Annotated in this window: 21 protein-coding genes; 13 read left to right on the top strand and 8 right to left on the bottom strand. The window is 68.7% G+C overall.

Features of this window, described 5'->3' with window-relative positions:
• The first annotated feature begins 9 nt into the window (after window positions 1–9).
• On the top strand, window positions 10–876 hold the full coding sequence (locus tag ACIP5T_RS09805) for an alpha/beta fold hydrolase (protein WP_400862699.1): 867 nt from the start codon (window positions 10–12) through the stop codon (window positions 874–876).
• A gap of 6 nt (window positions 877–882) precedes the next feature.
• Here ACIP5T_RS09805 and ACIP5T_RS09800 read toward each other — a convergent pair whose 3' ends face one another.
• A complete protein-coding gene (locus ACIP5T_RS09800) occupies window positions 883–1,890 on the bottom strand; it encodes a LacI family DNA-binding transcriptional regulator (RefSeq protein WP_400862697.1) in 1,008 nt (335 codons plus the stop codon).
• Window positions 1,891–2,105: 215 nt separating this feature from the next.
• On the opposite strand from ACIP5T_RS09800, the gene ACIP5T_RS09795 reads away from it, so the two are divergent.
• The 5 genes from ACIP5T_RS09795 (at window position 2,106) to ACIP5T_RS09775 (ending at window position 10,847) form a co-directional block, all read left to right on the top strand.
• Window positions 2,106–4,112 carry a beta-galactosidase gene (locus tag ACIP5T_RS09795; RefSeq protein ID WP_400862696.1) on the top strand — a complete coding sequence of 669 codons (2,007 nt, stop codon included), beginning with the start codon at window positions 2,106–2,108 and terminating at the stop codon, window positions 4,110–4,112.
• Between the two features lie 104 nt (window positions 4,113–4,216).
• Window positions 4,217–5,443: an extracellular solute-binding protein gene (locus tag ACIP5T_RS09790; protein ID WP_400862695.1), complete on the top strand. Its 1,227-nt coding sequence runs from the start codon at window positions 4,217–4,219 to the stop codon at window positions 5,441–5,443.
• A gap of 64 nt (window positions 5,444–5,507) precedes the next feature.
• Window positions 5,508–7,130: an ABC transporter permease subunit gene (locus ACIP5T_RS09785; protein ID WP_400862693.1), complete on the top strand. Its 1,623-nt coding sequence runs from the start codon at window positions 5,508–5,510 to the stop codon at window positions 7,128–7,130.
• The gene (locus ACIP5T_RS09780; RefSeq protein WP_400862691.1) at window positions 7,130–8,041 is read left to right on the top strand and encodes a sugar ABC transporter permease; all 912 of its coding nucleotides are present in this window, start codon (window positions 7,130–7,132) and stop codon (window positions 8,039–8,041) included. The genes ACIP5T_RS09785 and ACIP5T_RS09780 overlap by 1 nt, the downstream gene beginning before the upstream one ends.
• A 31-nt stretch (window positions 8,042–8,072) precedes the next feature.
• Window positions 8,073–10,847 carry a glycosyl hydrolase 53 family protein gene (locus ACIP5T_RS09775; RefSeq protein ID WP_400862689.1) on the top strand — a complete coding sequence of 925 codons (2,775 nt, stop codon included), beginning with the start codon at window positions 8,073–8,075 and terminating at the stop codon, window positions 10,845–10,847.
• Between the two features lie 190 nt (window positions 10,848–11,037).
• Here the strand turns inward: ACIP5T_RS09775 and ACIP5T_RS09770 are convergent, their stop codons facing one another.
• On the bottom strand, window positions 11,038–11,880 hold the full coding sequence (locus ACIP5T_RS09770; protein ID WP_400862687.1) for an alpha/beta fold hydrolase: 843 nt from the start codon (window positions 11,878–11,880) through the stop codon (window positions 11,038–11,040).
• Window positions 11,881–11,975: 95 nt separating this feature from the next.
• On the opposite strand from ACIP5T_RS09770, the gene ACIP5T_RS09765 reads away from it, so the two are divergent.
• Both ACIP5T_RS09765 and ACIP5T_RS09760 read left to right on the top strand, forming a co-directional pair.
• Window positions 11,976–12,539: a TetR/AcrR family transcriptional regulator gene (locus ACIP5T_RS09765; RefSeq protein WP_400862685.1), complete on the top strand. Its 564-nt coding sequence runs from the start codon at window positions 11,976–11,978 to the stop codon at window positions 12,537–12,539.
• A gap of 100 nt (window positions 12,540–12,639) precedes the next feature.
• On the top strand, window positions 12,640–13,434 hold the full coding sequence (locus tag ACIP5T_RS09760; protein WP_400862683.1) for a tryptophan-rich sensory protein: 795 nt from the start codon (window positions 12,640–12,642) through the stop codon (window positions 13,432–13,434).
• Between the two features lie 21 nt (window positions 13,435–13,455).
• Here the strand turns inward: ACIP5T_RS09760 and ACIP5T_RS09755 are convergent, their stop codons facing one another.
• The 6 genes from ACIP5T_RS09755 to ACIP5T_RS09730 are packed head-to-tail and all read right to left on the bottom strand — an operon-like array spanning window position 13,456 to window position 21,229.
• Entirely contained in the window at window positions 13,456–14,127 is a 672-nt protein-coding gene (locus ACIP5T_RS09755; protein ID WP_400862682.1) for a response regulator, read from the bottom strand.
• Entirely contained in the window at window positions 14,124–16,646 is a 2,523-nt protein-coding gene (locus ACIP5T_RS09750; RefSeq protein ID WP_400864691.1) for an ATP-binding protein, read from the bottom strand. Before ACIP5T_RS09750 ends, ACIP5T_RS09755 begins: the two co-directional genes overlap by 4 nt.
• A gap of 14 nt (window positions 16,647–16,660) precedes the next feature.
• Entirely contained in the window at window positions 16,661–17,260 is a 600-nt protein-coding gene (kdpC, locus tag ACIP5T_RS09745; RefSeq protein ID WP_400862680.1) for a potassium-transporting ATPase subunit KdpC, read from the bottom strand.
• A gap of 42 nt (window positions 17,261–17,302) precedes the next feature.
• Window positions 17,303–19,453 carry a potassium-transporting ATPase subunit KdpB gene (gene kdpB, locus ACIP5T_RS09740; RefSeq protein ID WP_400862678.1) on the bottom strand — a complete coding sequence of 717 codons (2,151 nt, stop codon included), beginning with the start codon at window positions 19,451–19,453 and terminating at the stop codon, window positions 17,303–17,305.
• A gap of 1 nt (window position 19,454) precedes the next feature.
• Window positions 19,455–21,140, bottom strand: a complete 1,686-nt coding sequence (kdpA, locus tag ACIP5T_RS09735; RefSeq protein WP_400862676.1) for a potassium-transporting ATPase subunit KdpA — start codon at window positions 21,138–21,140, stop codon at window positions 19,455–19,457.
• Entirely contained in the window at window positions 21,140–21,229 is a 90-nt protein-coding gene (locus tag ACIP5T_RS09730; RefSeq protein WP_056276367.1) for a potassium-transporting ATPase subunit F, read from the bottom strand. Before ACIP5T_RS09730 ends, kdpA begins: the two co-directional genes overlap by 1 nt.
• Window positions 21,230–21,519: 290 nt before the next feature.
• On the opposite strand from ACIP5T_RS09730, the gene ACIP5T_RS09725 reads away from it, so the two are divergent.
• From ACIP5T_RS09725 to ACIP5T_RS09705, 5 genes are all read left to right on the top strand, one after another.
• Window positions 21,520–21,711, top strand: coding sequence for a hypothetical protein (locus ACIP5T_RS09725; protein WP_400862674.1), 192 nt, complete (start codon window positions 21,520–21,522; stop codon window positions 21,709–21,711).
• Window positions 21,708–23,081, top strand: coding sequence for an RNA polymerase sigma factor (locus tag ACIP5T_RS09720; protein WP_400862673.1), 1,374 nt, complete (start codon window positions 21,708–21,710; stop codon window positions 23,079–23,081). Before ACIP5T_RS09725 ends, ACIP5T_RS09720 begins: the two co-directional genes overlap by 4 nt.
• Window positions 23,078–23,434 carry a YciI family protein gene (locus ACIP5T_RS09715; protein WP_400862671.1) on the top strand — a complete coding sequence of 119 codons (357 nt, stop codon included), beginning with the start codon at window positions 23,078–23,080 and terminating at the stop codon, window positions 23,432–23,434. The genes ACIP5T_RS09720 and ACIP5T_RS09715 overlap by 4 nt, the downstream gene beginning before the upstream one ends.
• An 81-nt stretch (window positions 23,435–23,515) precedes the next feature.
• A complete protein-coding gene (locus ACIP5T_RS09710; protein WP_400862670.1) occupies window positions 23,516–23,827 on the top strand; it encodes an AbrB/MazE/SpoVT family DNA-binding domain-containing protein in 312 nt (103 codons plus the stop codon).
• A 399-nt stretch (window positions 23,828–24,226) separates the two neighbouring features.
• Window positions 24,227–25,405 carry an SLC13 family permease gene (locus tag ACIP5T_RS09705; RefSeq protein WP_400862668.1) on the top strand — a complete coding sequence of 393 codons (1,179 nt, stop codon included), beginning with the start codon at window positions 24,227–24,229 and terminating at the stop codon, window positions 25,403–25,405.
• The last annotated feature ends 152 nt before the right edge of the window (window positions 25,406–25,557 follow it).

The following is a 25,557-nucleotide window of genomic DNA, read 5'->3' as shown; positions in this document are numbered from 1 at the left end:
AGGCCGTCCATGACGCAGCACACGCTCGAGCTACCGGAGGTTGACCTCGTCTATGACGTGCACGGGCCGCTTCCGACGGCAGATGGTCGTCCTCCGCTGATGATGATCGGCCAGCCGATGGACGCGAGCGGATTCCAGGCCCAGGTGAAGCTCTTCGACGATCGCACCGTCGTGACCTACGACCCGCGAGGGTTGGGCCGGAGCGCGCGCAAGGACGGCGGCGTGACCAACGAGCCGGAGACCCAGGCCGAGGATGTCCACGCGATCATCGAGGCGCTCGGCGTCGGCCCGGTCGACATGCTCGCGAGCAGCGGCGGAGCCGTGAGTGCACTCGCTCTGGTCACCGCGCACCCGCAGGATGTCGCGACTCTGGTCGCCCACGAGCCCCCGATCGACAGCGTGCTGCCGGATGCCGACGCTGTGCATCGTGCGCGGGTGGCCTATACGCGGGCGTATCAGGACAAGGGCTGGGGAGCCGGAATGGCGGCGTTCATCGCGATGACCTCGTGGGAGGGCGAAGTCACCGATGATTACCTCGCTCAGCCCGCACCTGATCCCGCGGCATTCGGGATGCCGACCGATGACGATGGCAAGCGAGACGACCCGTTGCTGTCCGAACTCTCCTGGGCGGTTCCTCTCTACGTTCCGGATATCGAGGCTCTGAAGGCGGCACCGACCCGGATCGTGGTCGCTGTCGGGGAGGAGTCGCTGAAGGTCTACACCGGCCGCACCGCGATCGCCCTGGCCGAGCAGCTCGGCCAGCAGGCGACGGTCTTCCCCAGTCACCACGGCGGCTTCATGGGTGGCGAGTTCGGCTACGCCGGCCAGCCCGAGGCCTTCGCCGCCAAGCTCCGCGAGGTGCTCGACCGAGGATAGGTGCTCCTACGCGCTGTCGCGCACCACGAGCTCGGTGTCGAGGATGACCGAACGTGGGGATGCCCCGGCGATGACCTCGAGCAGCACGGCGACCATCTTCGCGCTGATCTGATCCCAGGGCTGGCGCATGGTCGTGATCGGCGGCTCGTGGGTGGCGGCGAGGCCCGAGTCGTCGAACCCCGCGATCGCGATGTCCTCGGGCACGCGGCGTCCGGCACGGCGGGCGGCGGCGATCGCTCCGGCCGCCATCCGGTCGGATGCCGCGAACACGGCGTCGACATCGTGCTCGAGCATCCTGGTCATGGCCGCCTGCCCGGATTCGTACGAGTAGTCCCCCACCTCGACCAGGCTCTCGTCGTACAGTTCGCCGAGCTCTTCGCGGAATCCGACCAGGCGGTAGCGCCCACCGGGGGTGTCGTCGGGGCCGGTGATCATGCCGATGCGACGGTGTCCCTGCGCCACGAGGTGCGCGGCCATGGTGCGGGCTGAGGCGACCTCGTCGACGGAGATCGTCGAGAGCTCGCGTTCGTGCCCGAGGGGCAGGCCGCAGCAGACGGTGGGGATGCCGACCTCGATCAGCTGGTCGAGCAGCGGGTCGGACTCGTGCGACGAGATGAGCATGACGCCGTCAACGTGTCCGGCGCTAAGAAACTGTGCGACGCTCTCGCGCTCGGCGGGTGTTCCGGCGACGAGGAGCACCAGGGTCATGGCCCGTTGGGCGAGAGCCTCGGCTGCTCCGCGCAGCAGCAGTGCGAACGTCGGATCGTCGAACAGCAGCTGCTGCGGCTCGGTGAGGAGGAAGGCCAGGGAGCCCGCTCGACCGGTCGCGAGGCTGCGAGCGTGATGGTTGGCGGTGTAGCCGGTCGCGAGGATCGCCTCTTCGACGGCCTGCCTGGCATCGGGGGACACCCAGTGCCCGCCGTTGATCACGCGCGAGACCGTGCTGCGGGAGACCCCCGCCTGCGCCGCGATCTGGCGGATCGTCGGCTTGCGCTTCGCGCTGACATCACTCATCGCCTGTGACTCTACCCACAGCATCCCGTCCAGCGGTAGTCCAACCTGGGACCGGTCTCAGTTCGATAACGGCGGTTGTGGTCGCTGATGAACCTGGGGTAGAACTGAGACCGGTCCCAGTCACGTTCTCGTGGCAACCTGAGACCGGTCCCAGTCGAAAGAGCGACAGCACGCCGGGACACGCACCACGACCGCACCGACCCGATGGAGTGCCGATGACCTCCCCCCACGCCTGGCCCGCTCTGAGCGGAATCGCCTATGGCGGCGACTACAACCCCGAGCAGTGGTCGCCCGAGACGTGGCGCGAAGACGTCATCCTGATGCGCGAGGCAGGCGTGAACCTGGTCAGCGTCGGAATCTTCTCGTGGGCGCTCATCGAGGTCGCCGAGGGCGAGTTCGACTTCGCCTGGCTCGACGAGCTGCTCGACCTGCTGCACGCGAACGACATCAAGGTCGACCTCGGCACGCCCACGGCATCCCCGCCGGCCTGGTTCTTCGCGAACCACCCCGACGCCCACGTGATCGACCGGGAGGGCCGCACCATGGGCTTCGGCTCGCGCGGCATGGCCTCGCACTCGTCGCCCGCCTACCGCGAGGCGATCGTGCGGATCGCGGATGCTCTCGCGGCGCGCTATGCGCAGCATCCGGCCGTCGTGCTGTGGCACGTGCACAACGAGTACGGCGTTCCCGTCGGCGAGGACTACTCGCCGAACGCGGTCGCCGCCTTCAGGCTCTGGCTCCAGGAGAAGTACGGCTCGCTCGACGCGTTGAACAGCGCGTGGGGCACCGCCTTCTGGAGTCAGCACTACTCGGCGTGGGAGCACGTCGGCGCCCCCGCGATCGCCCCGAGCGTCGTGAATCCGGCGCAGCGACTCGACTTCGCGCGCTTCACCGACTACCAGCTGCGCGCGTGCTTCATCGCCGAGCGCGATGCGATCCGCGTGCACGCCGACCAGCCGGTCACGACGAACTTCATGGCCAACCAGAGCTGGACCACCGATCTGTGGGCCTGGGGCCGCGAGGTCGACATCGTCTCGGACGATCACTATCTGTGGGCCGCCGACGAGGACGCGCACATCGGCCTGGCCATCGCGGCCGACCTCAGCCGCTCGGTCGGCGGGGGCAAGCCGTGGATCCTCATGGAGCACTCCACCTCGGCCGTCAACTGGCAGCCCCGCAACATCGCCAAGCGTCGCGGCGAGATGAAGCGCAACTCCTTCACTCACCTCGGTCGCGGGGCCGACGGCATCCTGTTCTTCCAGTGGCGCGCGGGCCGCTCGGGTGCCGAGAAGTTCCACTCCGCGATGCTGCCGCATGCCGGCACCGACTCGCGTGTGTTCCGTGAGGTCGTCGACCTCGGCGCAGCACTCGGCCGCCTCGACGAGGTGCAGGGCTCCACGGTCAAGGCCGACGTCGCGATCCTCTGGGACTTCGAGTCGTTCTGGGCGCAGGACCTCGAGTGGCGCCCCTCCGAAGACGTCACGCACGCGGCCCAGGTGCGCCGCTTCTACGAGCAGCTCTGGCGCGACGGCGTCACGGTCGACTTCGCTCTGCCCGGTCAGGACCTCTCGGGCTACCGCCTCGTGGTCGCTCCGGCGCAGTATCTGCTCAGCACCGCGGATGCCGCGAACCTCACGTCCTACGTGAACGACGGCGGAACGCTGCTCGTGTCGTTCTTCTCGGCGATCGTCGACGAGAACGACGCCGTGCACGCGGGAGGCTTCGTCGCCCCGCTGCGGGACGCGCTCGGCCTCACGGTCGAGGAGTTCCTGCCGCTGCGCGAGGGCGAGAGCCACGGGCTCGACTGGGTCGATCACGAGGGCATCGTCGCCGACGTCTGGCAGGAGGACATCGCGCTCGAAGGAGCCGAGGTCGTCGCGAACTTCTCGGGCGGACCAGGAGAGGGCGAGCCGGCCATCACGCGTCACCGCCACGGGGCGGGCACCGGCTGGTACGTCGGAACCCGGCTGGATGCGGCGGGGATGCGCGCACTCCTGCACGAGGTCTACGCGGATGCCGACGTCACGCCGTCGGGCGTCGCCGAAGGCCTCGAGGTCATCACCCGTCACAGCGCCGACGCGGTCTACCGCATCGCGGTGAACCACCGTGACGACGACGTCGAGCTCGAGGCCACAGGCGTCGAGCTCCTCAGCGGTGCCGAGATCTCGGGCGCCCTGACGATCGCGGCGGGCGGCGTCGCCGTCATCCGCACCTCCCACTGACAGCACGACCCGCACGACCTGCACCACCTCGAACCACATAGCAACACCCACCCCGGTCGCGATGACGCGCAGCGCATCGTCGGCCACGACAGATAGGAAAACGCATGCGCAAGCACATCGGAGTCGGCGCACTCGCTCTGGCCGCGGCCGTGGTCCTCGCGGGCTGCTCCGCCGGCGCACCCGAGGGCGGCGACGACGCCGCATCCGGCGACGGCGCTGAACTCGTCATCTGGACGGATGCCGAGCGCGAAGCCGCGATCACCGCAGCCGCCGAGGCGTTCGAGGAGGAGACCGGAGCCAAGGTCACCCTCGTGCAGAAGAACTTCGAAGACCTCCGCAATGACTTCATCGCGCAGGTCCCGACCGGCGAGGGCCCCGACATCACGGTCGGCGCGCACGACTGGCTGGGCGCACTGGTCGCCGCAGGCGTCGTGGACACGATCGACCTCGGCGACAAGGCGTCGGAGTTCGAGCAGGTCGCCCTCGACGCCATGACCTACGACGGTCAGCTGTACGCGATGCCGTACTCGCTCGAGACCATCGCCCTCGTGCAGAACGTCGACCTCGTCGGCGCCGAGGCCCCGGCCACCTGGGACGACATGATCGCGAAGGGTGTCTCGGCAGGCACCGAGCGTCCGTTCGTCATCAACACCGGTGGCGAGACCGGCGACGGCTACACGATGTACGGCCTGCAGACCTCGTTCGGCGCGCCCGTCTTCGTGCAGGACGGCACCGGTTCGTACACGAGCGAGGTCGGCATGGGCGGAGCGCCCGGCGAGGCATTCGCCAGCTGGCTCGGCGCCAACGGCTCGAGCGGCACCGGCTACATCTCGACCACCGTCGACTACGACATCAACAACGAGCTGTTCGCATCGGGCAAGGCCCCCTACACGATCCAGGGTCCGTGGGCGATCAGCGCGTTCGAGGGAGTCAACGTCGCCGTCAACCCGATCCCGTCTGCGGGTGGCGAGCCCGCCGCGCCCTTCGTCGGCGTGCAGGGCTTCTACCTCTCCAGCAAGAGCAAGAACGCTCTGCTCGCCCAGGAGTTCCTCGTGAACTACCTCGGCACCGAAGACGCGCAGCGCGCGCTCTACGAGGCCGACCCGCGCATCCCCGCCTGGTCGACTCTCGCCGAAGAGGTCTCGTCCGACCCGATCACGGCCGGCTTCGTGGCCTCCGCGCAGTCCGGTGTCCCGATGCCGTCGATCCCCGAGATGGGTTCGGTCTGGGACCTGTGGAACGCCGCGCAGGCGCAGATCATCAACGGCGCCGACCCCGTGTCGACGTGGAACACCATGGTCGCCGACCTCGAGACGACTCTCGCCGGCTGACCCCGCCGGATGGGGAGGGGCCCGAACCCCTCCCCGTCCTGCGGTCCTCAGACAGGACGCACACATGACGATCCAGGCACCTCCGGCCGAGGCCCCCACCCCCGTGGTGAAGCCCTCGCGCGAGTCCCACGCCCGCCGCTTCCGCGGCCTGGGCTGGGGCTTCCTCATCAAGCTCGCCCTGATGGCGTTGGTCAACGCCTTCGGCATCATGACCGCGATCTCGGCGTGGAGCGCCGAGTCGTGGATCGTTCTCGGCGTGGTCGTGCTGCTGGTGATCATCGCCGACTGGGTGTACTTCACCCGCAAGGCGCTGCCGCTGAAGTACCTGCTGCCCGGGCTGATCTTCCTGCTCGTCTTCCAGGTCTTCATCTTCGGCTACACGGCCTACATCGCCTTCACGAACTACGGCACCGGCCACGTCGGCACGCAGGGGCAGGCGGTCGAGGCCGCGCTGATCCAGGGCGAGCGTCGCATCGAGGGCTCCTCCGACTACCCGCTCTCGATCGTGCAGCGCGGCGAGGAGCTCGGCTTCGCGATCGTCGACGACGACGGTGACGTGCAGGTCGGATCCGCGACCGAGCCGCTGACCACCGCATCCGACGCCGAGATCGGCACCACGGGCGCACCGAGCGAGGTGCCTGGATGGACGGTCGTCCCTCGGGCGACGGTGCTGACCGACCCGACACTCGGCGCGACGATCAAGGACCTCAGGGTTCCGGTCTCGGACGACCCGAACGACGGCTCGATCCGCACCCGCGAGGGATCGACCGGCTCGGTCTACGAGCCGACGCTGGTGTGGGATGCCGAAGCGCAGACCATCACCGACACGCAGTCCGGCACGGTCTACACGGCTACGGATCTCGGCGCGTTCGTGGCCGAAGACGGCACGGCCCTGCCGACGGGCTGGTCGGTGAACGTCGGATTCGCCAACTTCCTGAAGCTCTTCACCGACGCGAACCTCGCCGGCACCCTGCTGAGCGTCACCGTGTGGACCTTCGCGTTCGCGATCCTCTCGGTCGTGCTGAGCTTCGCCGTCGGACTCGGCCTCGCGATCGTCTACAACGACCCGCGCGTCAAGGGCCGCCGGTTCCTGCGGGCGCTGTTCATCCTGCCCTACGCGTTCCCCGCGTTCATGGCCGCGCTGCTGTTCCGTGGCATGTTCAACGCCGAGTTCGGCGTGATCAACGACCTGTTCTTCTTCGGCTCGCAGATCAACTGGCTCGGCGACCCGTGGCTGACCCGGGCCGCGGTGATCTTCGTGAACGTGTGGCTGAGCTACCCCTACTGGTTCCTCGTGTGCACGGGCGCGCTGCAGTCGCTGCCCGGCGAGACCCTCGAAGCGGCCGAGATCGACGGTGCCAACAAGCTGCAGCGCTTCCGCGCGATCGTGCTGCCGCTGCTGCTCGTGTCGACCGCCCCTCTGCTGATCGCCTCGTTCGCCGTCGCGTTCAACAACTTCACCGTGATCTACACCTTCAACAACGGCGGGCCGGCCATCGCCGGAGCCCCGTATGCACTGGGCTCGACCGACATCCTCGTCTCGGCCATCTACGACGTCTCCGGCGTCTCGGGTGGTGCGGCCGACTACGGCCTCGCGAGTGCGCTGTCGATCATCGCCTTCATCGTGGTCGGTCTCATCTCAGCGCTGAGCTTCCGACAGACCCGCAAGCTCGAGGAGTACCAGTGATGAGTGAGACCAGAGTCATCGTGACCGGTTCATCGAAGGGTGCGGATGCTGCACGCGCAGGCGCACGACGGCGTCGCTGGTGGGGCGAGGTCGGCTGGAAGTACATCCTCGCCGCAGGCGTGCTGTTCTTCGCCGCGTTCCCGCTCGTCTACGTGCTGTCGGCGTCGCTCAACCCGAACGGCAGCCTCGCGGCATCCAGCGCCCTGTTCAGTGCGTTCGACCCCGCGAACTACATCGCCCTCGGCGAATCCCGCTACTGGGTGTGGTTCGGCAACACCCTGCTGATCGGCGGCGTGACCGCGGTCGGCTCGGTGCTCATGGGCGCCTGCGGCGCCTACGCGTTCTCGCGCTTCCGCTTCAGCGGGCGGCGCGCGAGCCTCACCACCCTGCTCGTGCTGCAGATGTTCCCGCAGGCGCTCGCGTTCATCGCGATCTTCCTGATGCTGCAGACGCTCGGCGACGTGGTGCCGGCCCTCGGCATCAACTCCAAGATCGCCCTGATCTGCGTCTACCTCGGCGGCGCACTCGGCGCGAACACCTTCCTGATGTACGGCTTCTTCAACACGATCCCCGTCGAGATCGACGAGTCGGCGAAGATCGACGGCGCCAGCCATGCGCAGATCTTCTGGCGGCTCATCATGCCGCTGGTGGTGCCGATCCTCGCGGTCGTCGCGCTGCTCGCGTTCCTCGCGGCCTTCGGCGACTTCATCCTGTCGAAGATCATCCTCACGTCCGAGGACAACTGGACCCTCGCCGTCGGCATGTACCAGTGGGTCTCGAACCAGCTGACCTCGCGCTGGGGGCTCTTCGCCGCCGGTGTCGTGGTCGCCGCCGTGCCCGTGCTCGCGCTGTTCTTCTCGCTGCAGAAGTACATCGTCGGCGGGCTCACCCAGGGATCCGTCAAGGGCTGATCCCCTCTTCCGCACTGCTCGAAAGGCCGTCATGCACCGTCGCACGCGTTCCCTTCTCTCCACCGCCCTGGCAACGGTCACCGCCGTCGCCCTGATCGGCGTCGCGCTGCCGGCATCCGCCGCGTCATCCGCGCCCGTCTTCTCCGCTTCGGTCTCGGCCGCTGCGGTCGACCCCGTGGATGCCACCATCACCGTCCCCCGGGTCGAGAACCTGCCCGCTGACTTCATCGGCGGCGTCGACGTGTCGTCGGTGCTGTCACTCGAGGCGTCAGGCGTGGTCTTCCGCGACTCCGCGGGCACGCCGGGTGACCTGTTCGAGATCCTCGCCGACGCCGGGGTCACCGACGTGCGGGTGCGCGTGTGGAACGACCCGTTCGACGCGAACGGCAACGGCTACGGCGGCGGTGACGTCGACGTCGAGCGGGCGATCGAGATCTCGCAGCGCGCGACGGATGCCGGACTCGGCGTGCTCGTCGACTTCCACTACTCGGACTTCTGGGCTGACCCCGCCAAGCAGCAGGTGCCCAAGGCCTGGGAGGGGATGACGGCCGACCAGGTCGCGGCGGAGGTGGGCGTCTTCACGCGCGATGCCGTGCGGCGGCTCGTCGCGGCCGGGGTCGACCTGCGCATGGTGCAGGTCGGCAATGAGACGAATGGCGGAGTCGCCGGGGTGCGCGGCTGGGACGACATGGCCAAGGTGTTCTCCGCAGGCTCAGCCGCGGTGCGCGCCGAGGCGCCGGACACTCTCGTCGCGGTGCACTTCACGAACCCCGAGCGCGCCGGCTTCTATGCCGACGTCGCCGCCCAGCTCGACCGCCGAGACGTCGACTACGACGTGTTCGCGTCGTCGTACTATCCGTTCTGGCACGGGACCCCCGAGAACCTCACGGCCGTGCTCTCGCACGTCGCCGAGACCTACGGCAAGAAGGTCATGGTCGCCGAGACCTCGTGGGCGTTCACCCTCGACGACGGAGACGGCCACGGCAACGTCGTCGACCTGCCGTCCGAGGCTACGCAGTACCCGGTGAGCGTGCAGGGGCAGGCCGATGCGGTGCGCGCGGTCGTGCAGGCCGTCGCCGACGTGGGGGAGGCAGGAATCGGGGTCTACTACTGGGAGCCGGCCTGGCTGCCGGTCGGGCCTCCGGCGCAGCTCGAGCAGAACAAGACGCTGTGGGAGCGCGACGGATCGGGATGGGCGTCGAGCTTCGCGGGCGAGTACGAGCCCGAGGATGCGGGGCACTGGTTCGGTGGATCCGCGTGGGACAACCAGGCGCTCTTCGGCTTCGACGGCACCGCATCCGACGCGCTGAACATCTTCTCGTACGTGCGCACCGGGGCTCAGGCTCCGCGCGCGGTCGAGTCGGTGCAGCCGGTGGCGCTGCAGCTGACCGAGGGCGATGCTGTCGAGCTGCCGGGCGAGGTCACCGTGCTCTACAACGACGGCTCGTCGGAGCAGGAGGCGGTCACCTGGTCGTCGGCCGCGGAATTCATCGAGGGCATCGGCGAATACACGATCGCGGGAGTGACGGATGCCGGCCTCGCGGCCTCAGCCACCGTCACCGTCTCGGCACGCAACTTCTTGCGCAACCCCGGGTTCGAGGATGCGGACACGAGCATGTGGAGTGCGACCGGATCGGGGCTGACTCTGCGTGCGTGGGACGACCCGCGGAGCGGCACGCATTCGGCGCACTTCTACGCGGCATCCGCGTATTCGTTCGAGCTGTCGCAGACCGTGACCGGGCTGCCCGCCGGGTCGTATGTCGCACGGGCGTCGTTGCAGGGTGATGGCGAAGGCTCGGACGGCAAGGTCGCGCTGTCTCTGTCTACTGCTGCGGTGGCGGGCGCGCCTGCGGCCTTCGGACTCGACGGTTGGAGGGTGTGGTCGACGCCGACCACCGAGGCGCTGCAGGTCGGAGCCGAGGGCGTGGCGACCGTGCGCGTGTCTGCGGCGCTTCCGGCGGGGGCCTGGGGCACGCTCGACGACCTGGAACTCGTGCGCGAGCCGGTTGCCGGTGCCGACACGATTGCGCTGCGGGAGCGACGGGATGCTGCTGCAGCACTCGACCTCGCTGCGTACGTCGAGTCGTCGACGGCTGCTGTGCCCGGCGCGATCGCGCGGGCTGACATCGTGCTGGCGGCGACGAGCCCGAGCGCATCTGCTGTCGCGGGTGCGCTGGACGCGCTGGATGCCGCGGTCGACGCCCTCGTGGTGAAAGACTCGGCGACGGCCGCGCCGGCGCGGGGAGTGCTCTCGCACGACAACGGCCACGACACCGGGCTGCTCGACGGCGACTTCACCCTCACCATGAACCTGTGGTGGGGGCAGAACGCCACGAAGCTGCGGGTGTTCGAGAACGGCGTGCTGATCAAGACGGTGCCGCTGACGTTCGGAGGCACCGGTGCGCAGACGGCACAGGTCGCCGTGACCGGCAAGGCGAATGGCAGCTACGTCTACACCGGCGAACTGGTCAACTCACGTGGCGTGACGTCGGTGAAGCCCGTGACGGTGAAGGTGAAGGATGCGGCTCCCGGCACGCCCGTGCTGTCGGCCGACAACTGGGACGGCGACGGGTCGTACACGCTCACCGCCGACATGTGGTGGGGCACGAACGCGACCTCGTACCGCCTGTACGAAGACGGTGTGCTGATCTCCGAGGGCGACATGGTCGCGAGCAGCCCCGCCGCGCAGAGTGCGACGGTGCCGGTGTCGGGGCGGTCGGTGGGAAAGCACACCTACCGTGTGGAGTTCGTGAACGCCGCGGGCAGTACTGAGAGCAAGACGCTCACGGTGACGGTCAAGCGCTGACGGCATCCGGCTGCCTGCCAACGGCATCCTTCTGCTGACACTGCGCACAACAGGACGACCGCCCCGGATCAGGAGAATCTGCGCGATTCTGTCCTGACCTGGAGCGGTCGTCCTGATTTCGTTCGGCGCCGAGTGCTGCAAGAGGAGCACCGCGGCATCCGGTTCGGCAAGGGATGCCGCGGTTCGCGGATTACTTGCTGAGGAAGTCCTTCAGTGCGGCGTTGACCTCGTCGGCGTGGGTCCAGAGCAGGCCGTGCGGGGCGCCCTCGACCTCGACGTAGGTCGCGGCGGGCACTGCCTGGTGGAACCGGCGGGCCGTGGCGTCGATCGGCAGGATGTTGTCCTTCGTGCCGTGCAGGATCAGGGTGGGCTTGCCGGCGTCGCGCACGGCGTCGACGTCACCGCGGAAGTCCTCGATCCACGACGAGACGACGGCGTAGGCGGCGACGGGTGCGCTGCCGATCGCGACGTTCCAGCTGCCGGTGACGGCCTCCTGGCTGATGCGCGATCCGAGGTTCTCGTCGAGGTTGTAGAAGTTCTTGTAGAAGTCGGTGAACCAGGCGAAGCGGTCGCCCTTGGCTGCGGCCTCGATGCCGTCGAAGACGTCCTGCGGCACACCCTCGGGGTTGTCGTCGCGCTGCACGAGGAAGGGCTCGAGCGAGGCGAGGAAGGCGAGCTTGGCGACGCGCTCGTGGCCGTACTTGGCGACGTAGCGGGCGAGCTCGCCGGTGCCCATCGAGAATCCGACGAGCACGACGTCGCGCAGGTCGAGGGTCTCGAGCACCGTGTTGAGGTCGGCGGCGAACGTGTCGTAGTCATAGCCGGTGTTGACCTTCGACGACTGACCGAATCCGCGGCGGTCGTAGGTGATGACGCGGTAGCCCTGAGCGAGCAGCTCGCGGGTCTGGCGCTCCCAGCTGTGGCCGTCGAGCGGGTAGCCGTGGATCAGGACGACGGGCTGGCCCGATCCCTGGTCTTCGTAGTAGAGCTCGATCGAGGTGCTGTTCTCGTTTCCGACGGTGATGTAGCCCATGATCCTGATCCTTTTCGGTCCGGTGAGAACGGTCGTTCTCGCTGATGTTCCCCACTGTAGAGAACGTTCGTTCTCATGTCAAGTACACTGGGAGCATGACGGAGGAAACGGTGCGTGAACAGATCCTTGCGGCGGCGGACGAGCTCTACTACCGCAAGGGATACGCGGCTGTCGGCATGGACGAGCTGAGGGCCGCGGCCGGCGTGTCGCTGCGCCGCCTCTATGCGCTGTTCCCGTCGAAGACCGACATCGTCACGGCGGTTCTCGCGCGCAAGCACGCGGAGTGGGAATCGGGGCTGACCGGGGCTGTCGCCGATGCCGGAGCCGACCCGCGCGACCGGCTGCTCGCCGTCTACGGATACCTCGAGGACTGGTTCTGCGCCGACGACTTCCGCGGCTGCGCCTTCATCAACGCGTTCGGCGAACTCGGCGGCACGAACCCGGAGGTCGCGAAGATCGTCCGCGACCACAAGGCCTCGTTCCAGGCCTACATGTCGGGTCTCGTGATGGACGCCGGCGCACCGGCGTCGCTCGCCGCCCAGCTGTCGATCCTCGCGGAGGGTGCGCAGAGCACCGCGGCGATCGCCGCCGACCCTCAGGTCGCCGTGCAGGCCCGCAATGCGGCGCAGGTGCTGATCGACGACGCCGTCGCCGCCTGACTTCGTGTCTGCTTCAGGGATTTAGCTAGCCTGGCTAGCCTTTCGGGTGGTCGGTGTCAAGGCTGGTGCGCTCCGCCGCAGACCCGCGTAGGTTTCCAGCATGGAATCCCGGACGCAGGACATCGCTCGCCAGTCGATCATCATCGCCTCGGCCACGTTCATGCTGATAGCCGCGGCCGTGGGCTCCGGCGCCTTCGGCGGCACTTCGGTCAGTGAGCTGCAGGATGGAGCCCTGTCGGCGCAAGGGTCGTACTTGGCCCCGGCCGGTCCCGCCTTCTCGATCTGGTCGCTGATCTACCTCGGCCTCATCGCCTATACGGTGTGGCAGGCGCTTCCGCCGCAGCGGGCGGATGAACGTCAGCGCGCGGTCGGCGGATGGATCGCCGCGTCCATGATCCTCAATGGGCTCTGGCTCGTGACGGCGCAGTTCCTGTCGCTTCCGCTGACGGTGCTCGTGATCGCGCTGCTGCTCGCCACCCTCGCCCGGGTCATCGTGATCCTCGGGCGCAGCCGCGCTCGCACCTGGCCGGAGCGCATCGTGGTCGACGGCGCGAACGGCCTGCACTTCGGCTGGGTCACCATCGCGACCGTGGCGAACACGACGGCCTGGTTCACGCAGATCGCACCCTCAGCATGGGCCGACCAGGCCGAGATCTGGGCGGTCGCCGTGCTCGCGGTCGTGCTCGTGATCGGTGTCGCCACCGCCCTCGTGACCAGGCGTGCCGCCCCGGCACTCGCAACCGCGTGGGGCCTCGGCTGGCTCGCCGTCGGCCGTCTGACCGGAGAACCCGAGAGCACCATCACCGCCATCGCCGCGATCATCGTCGCGGTCGCCCTCGTCGCTGCCGGTGCATGGGGCGTGCTGCGTCGCCCGCGGGCCGACATCGCCCTCTGATTCTCGGGACCGGCAGAGGGCTCAGAGGACGAGCCGATACCCCATGCCGGATTCGGTGAGCAGGTGTGCCGGCGTGCTGGGCTCGGCCTCGAGCTTCTTGCGCAGCTGAGACATGTACAGCCGCAGGTATCCGGAGTCGGAGACCTGCTCGCTGCCCCAGATCTCCTTCAGCAGGTCCTGCCGGGTGACGAGAGCTCCGGGATGCCGGGCGAGATGCTCGAGCATGCGCCACTCGGTGGGCGTGAGATGAACCCGCGTGCCCGCCCTGGTGACGGTCTTCGTCGCGAGGTCGACGACGACGTCGCCGAATCCGACGGTCGATTCGCCGCCAGCGGGCACCGACCGACGTGACAGCGCGCGCAGCCGCGCGAGGAGCTCGTCGACCTGGAACGGCTTGGTGACGAAGTCGTCTGCTCCGGCATCCAGCGCTTCGACCTTGTCGGCTGAGCCGGTGCGACCCGAGACGACGATGATCGGCACGGTCGTCCACCCACGCAGCGCCTGGATCACCTCGATGCCGTCGAGCCGCGGCATCCCGAGGTCGAGCATGATCAGGTCGGGGTGGGTCTGGGCGGCGGCCGCCACCGCAGCGGCGCCGTCCGGTGCGACGACCACCTCGTATCCGTGGGCGGCGAGCGTGATTCGCAGCGCGCGCACCATCTGCGGGTCGTCGTCGGCGATGAGGAGCTTCACTCCGTCTCCTCCTGCGTGAGTTCGGGCTCTGCGGCCAGCGGCAGCGAGATGACCATGGTGAGTCCACCGCCGGGGGTGTCCTCGGGTGTCAGGGTACCGCCCATGCCCTCGGCGAATCCGCGCGACAGGGCGAGTCCGAGGCCGAGGCCGGCGGTGTTGTCGGTGTCGCCGAGGCGCTGGAACGGCTGGAAGATCTGGTCGCGCTTCTCCGCCGGCACGCCTTTGCCCCGGTCGATGACGCGGATCTCGGCGCGCTCGCCGAGGGTGCTCGTCGACACGATCACCCGGCTCTCTGCGGGCGAGTGGCGGTGCGCGTTGGCGATCACGTTCACGAGCACGCGCTGCAGCAGCACCGGATCGGCCGACACAGCGGGAAGCCCGGCATCCATCGCCAGGTCGACGTCAGACGGGCCCAGGCCCAGCTCGTCGACGGCCGCGAGCACGGGGCCCGCCACGTCGAGACGCATGGTCGAGACGGCGAGCACTCCTGCCTGCACGCGACTGACGTCGAGCAGGTCGGTCACGAGCGACGACAGGGTCGCGAGGCTCTCGTCCGCCGTGGCCAGCAGCTCTTCCCGGTCGGATGCCGACAGGACGTGCGCCCCGCGGAGTCCGCCGATCGCGGCGACGGCCGAGGCGAGCGGCCGACGCAGATCGTGGCTCACGGCCGACAGAAGGGCACTGCGCACCTGGTCCGTCTCGGCCAGCGCCGCGACTTCCCGCGCCGTGGCACGCAGATCGGTGTGCTCGATGGCCGCCGCCAGCTGGGCGACGATGGCGTCGAGCAGGCGTCGAGCCGGGGTGTCGAGCGGTTCGCCGTGCAGTTCGAGCACGGCGGGTGCCGAGCCGCCGGCACCGACCGGAACGGTCGTGGCGCGTCCGTCGGGAACGGGTTCGCCGTCGGTGGCCAGCACCTCGCCGTCGGCGGTGAGCAGCCGCACGCCGGTGAGCCCGAACGCCTCGCGCGTGCGGCTGACGAGGGCGAGTACGGCGTTGTCGCCTCGGAGCACGTTGCCTGCGACTGCCGCGAGCAGTTCGGCCTCGGCGGCTGCGCGCTGCGCGGTGCGCGCTCGGCGAGCGGCCTGATCGACGATGATGCTGACGAGGATGGCGATGGTCACGTACAGCGCGAGGGCGAGCACGTGCAGCGGATGCGCGATCGTGATGGTGAAGAGCGGAGCGACGAACAGGAAGTCGAGCGTGATGCCTGACAGCACCGCCGCGAAGACGGCGGGGCGCACCCCGCCGACCAGGGCCACGATCACGACGAGCAGCTGGAAGGCCAGCACCTCGACCGTGATCGACTCGGGGCTGCGGAACGCGAACATCGCCCACGACAGCAGAGGCCCGAAGACGAGTGCCACCGCGAACCCGAGCACCTGACGACGCCACCCCAGCGCACCGCCGGTGATGCGGGGGAGAGCGACGCGACCGCCCGCGGCGGCATGCGTCACGATGTGCACGTCGATGTCTCCGGAGCGGCGGATGACCTCCGACCCGATGCCGGGTCCGGTCAATGCCGCCGCGAGGCGCCCGCGGCGACTGACGCCGATCACGAGCTGTGTGGCGTCGGCCCCGTGCGCGAACTCGACGAGCGTGCCGGGGATGTCGTCGCCGATGATCTGGTGGAAGCTGCCGCCGAGCGACTCTACGAGCGAGCGCTGCGCAGCAAGGGCACCGGGGGTCTCATCGCGGAGGCCGTCCTGCGCGGCGATGTGCACCGCAAGCAGCTCGCCACCGGCCGAGCGGGCGGCGATTCTGGCTCCTCGACGCAGCAGGGTCTCGCCCTCGGGGCCACCGGTGAGGGCGACGACCACGCGCTCGCGCGCCTGCCAGGTGCCCTCGATGCCATGGTCGGCGCGATAGCTGCGCAGCGCGCTGTCCACCTCGTCGGCCAGCCACAGCAGCGCGAGTTCGCGCAGCGCCGTGAGGTTGCCGAGCCGGAAGTAGTTCGAGAGTGCGGCGTCGATCCGCTCAGCGGGATAGACGAGTCCGGCGGTCAGCCGGTCGCGCAGCGTCTGCGGCGCCAGGTCGACGACCTCGATCTCATCGGCCGCGCGCACCACGGCATCCGGAATCGTCTCCTGCTGTGCGATGCCGGTGATCTTCTCGACGACGGCGTTCAGCGAGTCGATGTGCTGCACGTTCACCGTCGTGACGACGTCGATGCCCGCATCGAGCAGAGCGCTGACGTCCTCCCACCGCTTCGCATTCTGCGAGCCGGGGGTGTTGGTGTGGGCGAGCTCATCGACGAGGGCGATCTCGGGATGCCGGGCGAGAACCGCCTCCAGGTCCATCTCGCTCAGCGGCACGCCCCGGTGCAGGTCCGTGCGGCGGGGCACCTCGGGGATGCCGATGGTCTGCGCTGCCGTCGCTGCGCGCTCATGCGTCTCGACGATCGCGATCACGACGTCCCGGCCCTCGTCGAGCAGCCGGCGACCTTCGACGAGCATCTCGAAGGTCTTGCCGACACCCGGGGCTGCGCCGAGCAGCACGCGGAGTCGGCCGCGCCGCGGCATCCGCTCTGCCGTCATCAGCCCTCCTGCTCATCGAGCGCGAGATTGAGTTCGGCGACGTTGATGCGTTCCTCGCCGAGGAATCCCAGATCCCGCCCTTGAATCCTAGACTCCACCAGGTCGCGCACCTGCTGCTCGGGCAGGCCGCGCTCCTCGGCCACGCGGGGCACCTGCAAGAGGGCGTAGGCGACGCTGATGTGCGGGTCGAGGCCCGAGCCGGATGCCGTCACGGCGTCGGCCGGCACAGCAGCCGGGCTCACGCCCTCGCGCTCGGCGATGGCTGCCTGGCGCTCGCCGATCGACGCGACGAGGTCGGCGTTCTCCGGGCCCAGGTTGCTGCCGCTGGACGCGGCTCCGTCGTAGCCGTCACCGGCGGCCGACGGACGCGACTGGAAGTACTCGGGCAGCGCCTCGCCGTCGGCATCCGTGAAGGACTGACCGATCAGCGAGCTGCCCTTGTCGTCGCCCAGCGGCGAGCCGTTCGCCTGGAAGGGCAGCAGCAGCTGGCCGATGCCGGTGACGACGAGCGTGTAGCCGACGCCGAGCACGAGGGTGAGCACGAGCATCGCGCGGATCGCGACGCCGGTTGTGCGGGCCACGGTGCGGGAGGAGGACATGAGAGGCCTTTCGAAGCGAGAGGAGGAGCGAGACGGATGCGGTCAGAAACCGGGGATGAGGGTGATGACGAGGTCGATCAGCTTGATGCCGATGAACGGCGCGATCACGCCGCCCAGACCGTAGACGAGCAGGTTGCGCTGCAGGATCTGCGAGGCGCTCGCCGGCCGGTACTTGACCCCTCGGAGCGCGAGCGGGATGAGGAAGACGATCACGATCGCGTTGAAGATGATCGCGCTGGTCACGGCGGATGCCGGCGAGTGCAGCTGCATGATGTTGAGTGCCGCGAGCCCGGGGAAGACGCCCATGAACATCGCCGGGATGATGGCGAAGTACTTGGCGATGTCGTTCGCGAGCGAGAACGTCGTGAGGGCTCCTCGCGTGATGAGCAGCTGCTTGCCGATGCGCACGATGTCGATGAGCTTCGTCGGATCCGAGTCGAGGTCGACCATGTTGCCGGCCTCCTTGGCCGCCGACGTGCCGGTGTTCATCGCGACGCCGACGTCGGCCTGGGCGAGGGCGGGGGCGTCGTTCGTGCCGTCACCCGTCATGGCGACGAGTCGGCCGCCCTCCTGCTCGCGCTTGATGAGCTCGAGCTTCTGCTCGGGAGTGGCCTCGGCGAGGAAGTCGTCGACGCCCGCCTCCTTCGCGATCGCGGCGGCGGTCAGCGGGTTGTCACCGGTGATCATGACGGTGCGGATGCCCATGCTGCGCAGCTCCTCGAACCGCTCGCGCAGGCCGTCCTTGACGATGTCCTTGAGGTGCACCACGCCGAGCACGCGGTCGCCGCCTTCCGCATGCTTCACGGCGACGACCAGGGGCGTGCCGCCACTCGAGGCGACGCCGTCGGTGAGCGCGGTCAGCTCGGCATCGGATGCGAGCCCGAGCCAGGCGCTGATGGCGGAGCCGGCGCCCTTGCGGATCTGGGTGCCGCAGGGGAGGTCGAGCCCCGACATGCGGGTCTGCGCGGTGAAGGGGACGATCACGGCGCCGGCGGGTTCGTCGACCTGGATGCCGCGCGACCGGGCCAGTGCGACGATCGACGCGCCCTCGGGCGTGGGGTCGGCGAGGGATGCGAGGGCGGCGAGATACAGCAGCTCCTCGGGGTCGACGCCCGCGAGCGGCAGCACCTCGTGGGCCTGGCGGTTGCCATAGGTGATGGTGCCGGTCTTGTCGAGCAGCAGGGTGGTGACGTCTCCTGCGGCCTCGACGGCGCGGCCCGACATGGCGAGCACGTTGCGCTGCACGAGACGGTCCATGCCGGCGATCCCGATGGCCGAGAGCAGGGCGCCGATCGTGGTCGGGATCAGGCACACGAGCAGAGCGATCAGCACCGGGATGCTGACGGGCGAGGCCGCATACGAGGCGATCGGGTTGAGCGCGAGCACCACCACGACGAACACGATCGACAGACTCGCGAGCAGGATGTTCAGCGCGATCTCGTTGGGTGTGCGCTGACGGCTGGCGCCCTCGACGAGCGCGATCATGCGGTCGACGAACGTCTCGCCGGGCTTCGAGGTGATGCGCACGACGATGCGGTCAGACAGCACGCGCGTGCCACCGGTGACGGCACTGCGGTCGCCACCGGACTCGCGGATGACCGGTGCGCTCTCGCCCGTGATCGCCGACTCGTCGACGGTCGCGATTCCCGCGACGATGTCGCCGTCACCGGGGATGAGCTCGCCCGCCGTGACGATCACGACGTCGTCGCGCTGCAGCTCGGCCGACGAGACGTCGATGGTCTCGGTGCGCTCGGCCGTGGCATCCGCACCGGCGTCATACTCGACGACCTTGCGGGCCATCGTGCTGGTGCGCGTCTTGCGCAGGCTCGCGGCCTGGGCCTTGCCGCGGCCCTCGGCCACGGACTCGGCGACGTTGGCGAACAGCACGGTCAGCCACAGCCAGATCGCGATGCCCCAGGTGAACGGTGCGGGCACCGGGGTTCCGCCCGAGTCGGCCGGGCCGCCGAGGAACGGCTCCGCGATCGCGAGCACGGTCGTGAACGCGGCGCCGACCCAGACGAGCAGCATCACGGGGTTGCGCACCAGAGATGCGGGGTTGAGCTTGCGCAGTGCGCCCGGCAGGGCCTGGGTCAGCTGTGCCCAGCCGAATGAGCGGGGCGGTGCGGTCGGGGCGGATGCCGGAGCATCCTGCTGTTCCGACGGTGTCTCCGAGGGTGTGGTGATGAGGGTCATGTCAGACGAGTCCTTCAGCGAGGGGTCCCAGTGCGAGCACGGGGAAGTAGGTGAGTGCCGTGATGATGACCGCGACGGCGGCGAGGAGCCCGACGAACTGCGGCCGGTGCGTGGGCAGTGTTCCGGTGTTCTCGGGCACGCGCTGCTGTGCGGCGAAGGATCCGGCGAGAGCCAGCACGAGCACGATCGGGATGAACCGGCCGAGCAGCATCGCGATGCCCAGTGCGGTGTTGAACCACGGGGTGTTCGCGGTGAGGCCGGCGAAGGCCGAGCCGTTGTTGTTCGACGCCGATGTGAAGGCGTAGAGCACCTCGCTCATGCCGTGCACGCCCGGGTTCAGGATGCTGGTCGCTTCGACATCCGCTCGGATGCCGGGAATCGCGAAGCTCAGCGCGGTGCCTGCCAGCACGAGAGTCGGCGTCACGAGGATGTAGAGGCTCGCGAGCTTGATCTCCTTCGGGCCGATGCGCTTGCCGAGGTATTCCGGGGTACGGCCCACCAGCAGTCCGCCGACGAACACCGCGATGATCGCGAGCACGAGCATGCCGTAGAGACCCGATCCGACGCCGCCGGGGGCGACCTCGCCGAGCATCATGTTGAGCATCGGCATCATGCCGCCCAGGGCCGTGTACGAGTCGTGCATCGAGTTGACGGCCCCGGTCGAGGTCAGGGTGCTGGCGCTGCCGAACAGCGTCGAGCCGAGGATGCCGAAGCGCACCTCCTTGCCCTCCATGGCTGCCCCCGCGAGTTCGGGGGCGCTGCCGCGGCCGGCCAGTTCGAGCGCCGAGAGGGCGAAGGTCGAGATCAGGAAGATCGCGCCCATCACGGCGGCGATCGCATAGCCCTGGCGGTTGTCGCCGATCATGCGGCCGAACGTGCGGGGGAGTGCGAACGGGATCACGAGGATCAGCAGGATCTGCAGCAGGTTGGTCCAGCCGGTCGGGTTCTCGAACGGATGCGCCGAGTTGGCGTTGAAGAAGCCTCCGCCGTTCGTGCCGAGCAGCTTGATGGCCTCCTGAGAGGCGACCGGTCCGCCCGGGATGGTCTGCGTGCCGCCCGAGACCGTGGTCACATCGGTGAAGCCGGCGAAGTTCTGCACCACGCCGCCCGCGATCAGGGCGATCGCGCCGAGCAGGGCGATCGGAAGCAGGATGCGTCCGAGTCCGCGGATCAGGTCCACCCAGAAGTTGCCGATCGTCGTCGAGCCGCGGCGGGCGAAGCCGCGGATCAGAGCGACCGCGACGGCCAGGCCGACGGCGGCTGAGACGAAGTTCTGCACCGTGAGGCCCGCGAGCTGCACTGTGTATCCCATGGTCTGCTCGGGCGAATACGACTGCCAGTTGGTGTTCGCGACGAACGACGCGGCGGTGTTGAACGCGAGCCCCTCCGGCACGGCCGGGAGCCCGAGCGACTCGGGCAGGAAGCCCTGCAGACGCTGCAGCCCGTAGACGAGCAGCAGGCCGACGACCGAGAACGCGAGGACGCTGCGGGCGTACGCCCGCCACGTCTGCTCGGATGCCGGGTCGACGCCGATCAGGCGGTAGAGCCCGCGCTCGGCATTCAGGTCACGCGGGGTGCTGAAGACGTGCGCCATGTAGTCGCCCACCGGGCGATACAGCAGCACGATGGCGACGATGAGGACCGCGGCCTGCAGGATGCCGAACCAGAGGTCGGCGCCGGCGCCCATCAGAACTTCTCCGGGGCGACGAGAGCCACCACGAGGTAGACGACGGCGGCCACGGCGAGGGCGGCGGCGATGATCTCGAAGACGATCACAGTCGTTCCACCCCCTTCGCAACCAGGGAGACGAGGGCGAACAGCGCGAGAGTCAGCGCGATGTAGATGATGTCGAGCACGAGACCCGATACAACTCCTGTGCGGACCGGGATATGGCGATCCTCACGCTTTGCCTACGGTGGCGTGCGGGATGCATGCGAGTTGCTCACATCTCGGGGTCGATCCGACTTTCTTTCGGCCGTTGTCGCATCCGTCGATCTCCGTTCGTGGTTCGGGTAGGTGGTCACCGATCGGTGGCCTCAGACGCGAGAGACGCGAGAGGTGCGGTGGTGACTGTGTACAACGACCCGATGGTGGCGAACCTCGTCTACCGGCTCGAGGCTGAGCAGGCCGAGGAGCAGATCGTGCGACGTCGGGCGGCGCTCGAGCATCCTGGTCTGATCCGGCGTCGTTCTCTCCGTGAGCGCGCTCGCCGGCTCTGGACGCGCATCTCTTCCGGCGGAAGCGGGGAACCGGGATGATCGTCCTGACGGCAGGATCGGAGCGGAACCTGCTCGATCGAGCGGACGGAGAGACCACAGGTGACGCGGCGACGAGGTCGGATCAGGGGTTCTCGGTGAACGCCGACGTCGCAGAGCACGTCGCGCAGGTCTATCGCGACGAGTGGGCGCGCATCGTGGGAGGTCTCACCCGACGATGTGGTGATCTCGACCTCGCCGAGGAGATGGCTGCTGAGGCGTTCGCGTCGGCCGCTGAGCGGTGGCCGAACGAGGGCGTGCCGCCCAATCCCGCCGGCTGGATCACCACCACGGCCTACCGAAAGGCCATCGATCGACTGCGTCGTGAGTCGTTCCGCGATGCCAAGCATCGGGAGGCTCTCATGCTGCACGATCCCGAACCGCCGGAGCCGACGGGCATCATCGACGACGATCGCCTCCGCTTGCTCTTCACCTGCTGCCACCCGGCGCTGTCGCTCGAAGCGCGCGTCGCCCTGACCCTGCGGATCGTAGGCGGGCTCACCGTCGAGGAGATCGCCCGGGCCTTCCTCATCCACGAATCTGCGGTGCGGCAGCGCATCACCCGAGCCAAGGCGAAGATCAAGACCGACCGGATCCCCTATCGGATGCCGGCTGCCGACGACCTCCGCCTCCGGATCGACGGCGTGCTCGCAGTGCTCTATCTGATCTTCAACGAAGGGTATTTCGCGTCCGGGGCCGGAGTGCCCGCACTACGTCGCGAGCTGACGGGCGAGGCGATCCGGCTCGCCGGACTGCTCCGCGAGCTGCTCCCCGCCGACGAGGAGGTCGCGGGTCTGCTGGCGTTGATGCTGCTCAGCGAGGCGCGCGCCGCGGCACGCGTAACCGACGGCGGCGAGCTGGTGCGCCTGGACGAACAGGACCGTGGCGCGTGGGACCACGAGCTCATCGGTCGAGGCCTCGCACTGCTCGACGAGCCACCCACCGCGGCCCCCGGTCGTCACCGACTGCTGGCCGAGATCAACGCGGTGCATGTGCGGGCGACGGATGCCGAGCACACCGATTGGGCGCGCATCGTCGGACTCTACGAGCAGCTCGAGCGGATCGATGCCAGCCCGGTCGTGACCCTCAGCAAGGCAGTCGCCGTCGCAGAACGGGACTCGCCCGAACGAGCGCTGCTGATCGTGGAGACGCTGCGCGATGCGCTGGATCAGTTCCATGCCTTCCACGTGACGCTCGCAGAGCTGCTGCGCGCTGCGGACCGGCCGGACGATGCTCGGGCTGCCTATGAGCGCGCGATCGCCCTCGCCGACAACAGTGCGGAGATCATCCACCTGACCCGGCGCCGCGACGAGATCGCGGCGCCCTTCGCACCCGGGGAGCCCGGGCGCACGCCGAATGGAGAGAGCAGATGAGCAACAAGTACCTCGTGATCCATATGACCGACCCGACCGGCGGCACCATGCCGCAGGGAGAAGATCAGCGCCTGCTCGAAGACTGGGCGGATGAGGGCCGGGCGGCCGGCAGCCTGGGCGAGGGCGCACCCGTCGCCGGCCCTGAAGAGGCGAAGTCGGTGGCGGTGCGAGACGGCAAGGTGCTCGTCACCGACGGCCCGTTCCCCGAGTTCAAGGAGTGGTTCGCCGGCTACGACATCGTCACCGCCGAGTCGATCGACGAGGCGGCGAGCTTCATGGCGAAGCATCCGACCGCCGTGATGGGGCGGGTCTACATCCTGCCGGTGGTGAAGCTCCCCTGGGACGAGGACTGAAGCCGGGCTCGAACGCACCTGTGTAGCTGAAATGCTGCTATACAGCTTTCCGGTGGAGCCGCATTACTGTACCCTGGGGTGATGTCCACCGCAGAGTTCCACGGGTATGTCGGCGTCCAGAGTCGAGGCCTCATCGCCTTGCCTGCCAGCGTCCGCGAGCGTCTGCATCTGAACGAGCCGGGGACGCAGCTTGAGGTGACCGAGCGTCCGGATGGAGTCGTGGAGCTTCGTGCGGCAGTTCCTGTCCCCGCCGACCAGGCGTGGTTCTGGACCGAGCGTTGGCAACAGCGCGAACGCGAAGTGGATGAACATGTGAGGGCCGGCCGGGTGACCTCCTTCTCCAACGGGGACGCCTTCCTCGAGAGCCTTGATGCCGTCGAGTCGGAGCAGTGAAGTTCGAGACCACCCCGAGCTTCGATGGCGATGTCCGCAGGCTGAAGCCGGTTCATCTGGCCGAATTCAGAAAGGTTCTGCGAGAGAAGTTCATTCCCGCCTGCGACGCATACGCCGAAGCCCCATCGACTCCGTGGCCGGCATCACTGAGAGTGAAGTCCGTGCGATCAGCCCCAGGGATTCTCGAGATGACGTGGTCGTTCTCTTCTCCTGATGGTCGCGCCACGTTCGAGATCGTCACGGTCCAGGGCGAGCTGCGGATCCGTTGGCGTCGGGTCGGCGACCACGACGTCTTCAGGAACCCGTAGGCGACAGTTCGGGCCGAGCAACGCGGAGACGTCGACGCCCGCATGTCGGAGATACACCGAACCACACCCCCACCGGATCTACACTCAGCGAGTGAGTGCGACGCGACGGCGGCTGGGGGCGGGGACGATCATCGTCCTGGTTCTCATCGCCGTGGCACTCGTCTGCATCGTCACGGGCATCCTTCCACCCGTGGATGCCGGGGCGCTCGGCGCCCGCATCGCCCCGGTGCTCGGGTTCGTCATCGCGATCACGGTCGTCGCCGAGCTGGCCCGGGATGCTGCGGTGTTCGACGTCGTCGCACAGCGTCTGGCTCGGTGGGGGCAGGGGCGCGTCATCCTGCTCTGGTTGTCCGTCGTGGTGCTCGCCGTCATCAGCACGGTGTTCCTGTCGCTCGACACCACGGCGGTGATCGTGACGCCGGTCGTGGTCGTGCTCGCGCAGAGCGTCGGCATCCCCCCGCTGCCGTTCGCCCTCGTCACCGTGTGGCTGGCGAACACGGCGTCCCTCGCCCTGCCCGTGTCGAACCTCACCAACCTGCTCGCGGCACGGTCGATCGGTGACGACCCGCTCGCGTTCCTCGCGCTGAGCTGGGCGCCGACCCTCGTCGGGGTGCTCGTGCCCGTCGTGGTCCTCACGCTGCGACACCGACGCACGCTCTTCGGCGAATATCGCGCTCCGACAGGCGGCGACCCGTCTGACCGTGTGCTCTTCTGGGCGGCGTCCGGCATCCTGCTGCTCCTGATGCCGCTGCTCGCACTGACTCATGACGTGTGGATCCCCGCGACGGTCGCCGCGCTCGTGCTTATCGTCGTGTTCGGCATCCGGCGTCGTCATGTGCTGCGACTCTCGCTCGTGCCATGGCAGGCGATCGGCCTGGCGGCGGCCCTGTTCGTCGTGGTCGAGACCGCGCACGCGAACGGCATCCTCGACTTCCTGTCGGTTCTCGCGACCAGTGGCCACGCGCCCGCAGAACTGCTGCGTCTCTCTGCGGCGGGCGCGCTCGCCGCGAACGGGGTCAACAACCTGCCCGCCTACCTGATCCTCGAACCCACAGCCGGCGATCCGGTCGCGCTCATGGCGCTGCTGATCGGCGTGAACCTCGGCCCGCTGATCACACCGTGGGCGTCGCTCGCCACGCTGCTCTGGCACCACAGAGTGGTGTCGCTGGGCGTCGAGATCCGCTGGGGCAGCCTGATGCTCTGGGGAGCGATCGTCGCCGTGCCGACGGTGGTGGTAGCCACGCTCGTGCTCGCGTTCGTCGCAGGCTGAGACCGTTCATCCCGGCGCCCGCCCCGGGGTAGGGAAAAGGGCAGCGACTCAGGTCACGGGATCTGGGGGAGGTCCGCAGCACGACATGGGGAGTGTGTGCCGGGTGAGGGTCGCTGCCCTACCCCTCAACGCTACGCACATGTCGCCGGATC

This window comes from Microbacterium sp. NPDC088619, from assembly GCF_044752825.1.
Classification (GTDB): domain Bacteria; phylum Actinomycetota; class Actinomycetes; order Actinomycetales; family Microbacteriaceae; genus Microbacterium.
The sequence above is the reverse complement of the archived record's forward strand: the minus strand, read 5'-3'. Positions and strand labels throughout refer to the sequence as shown.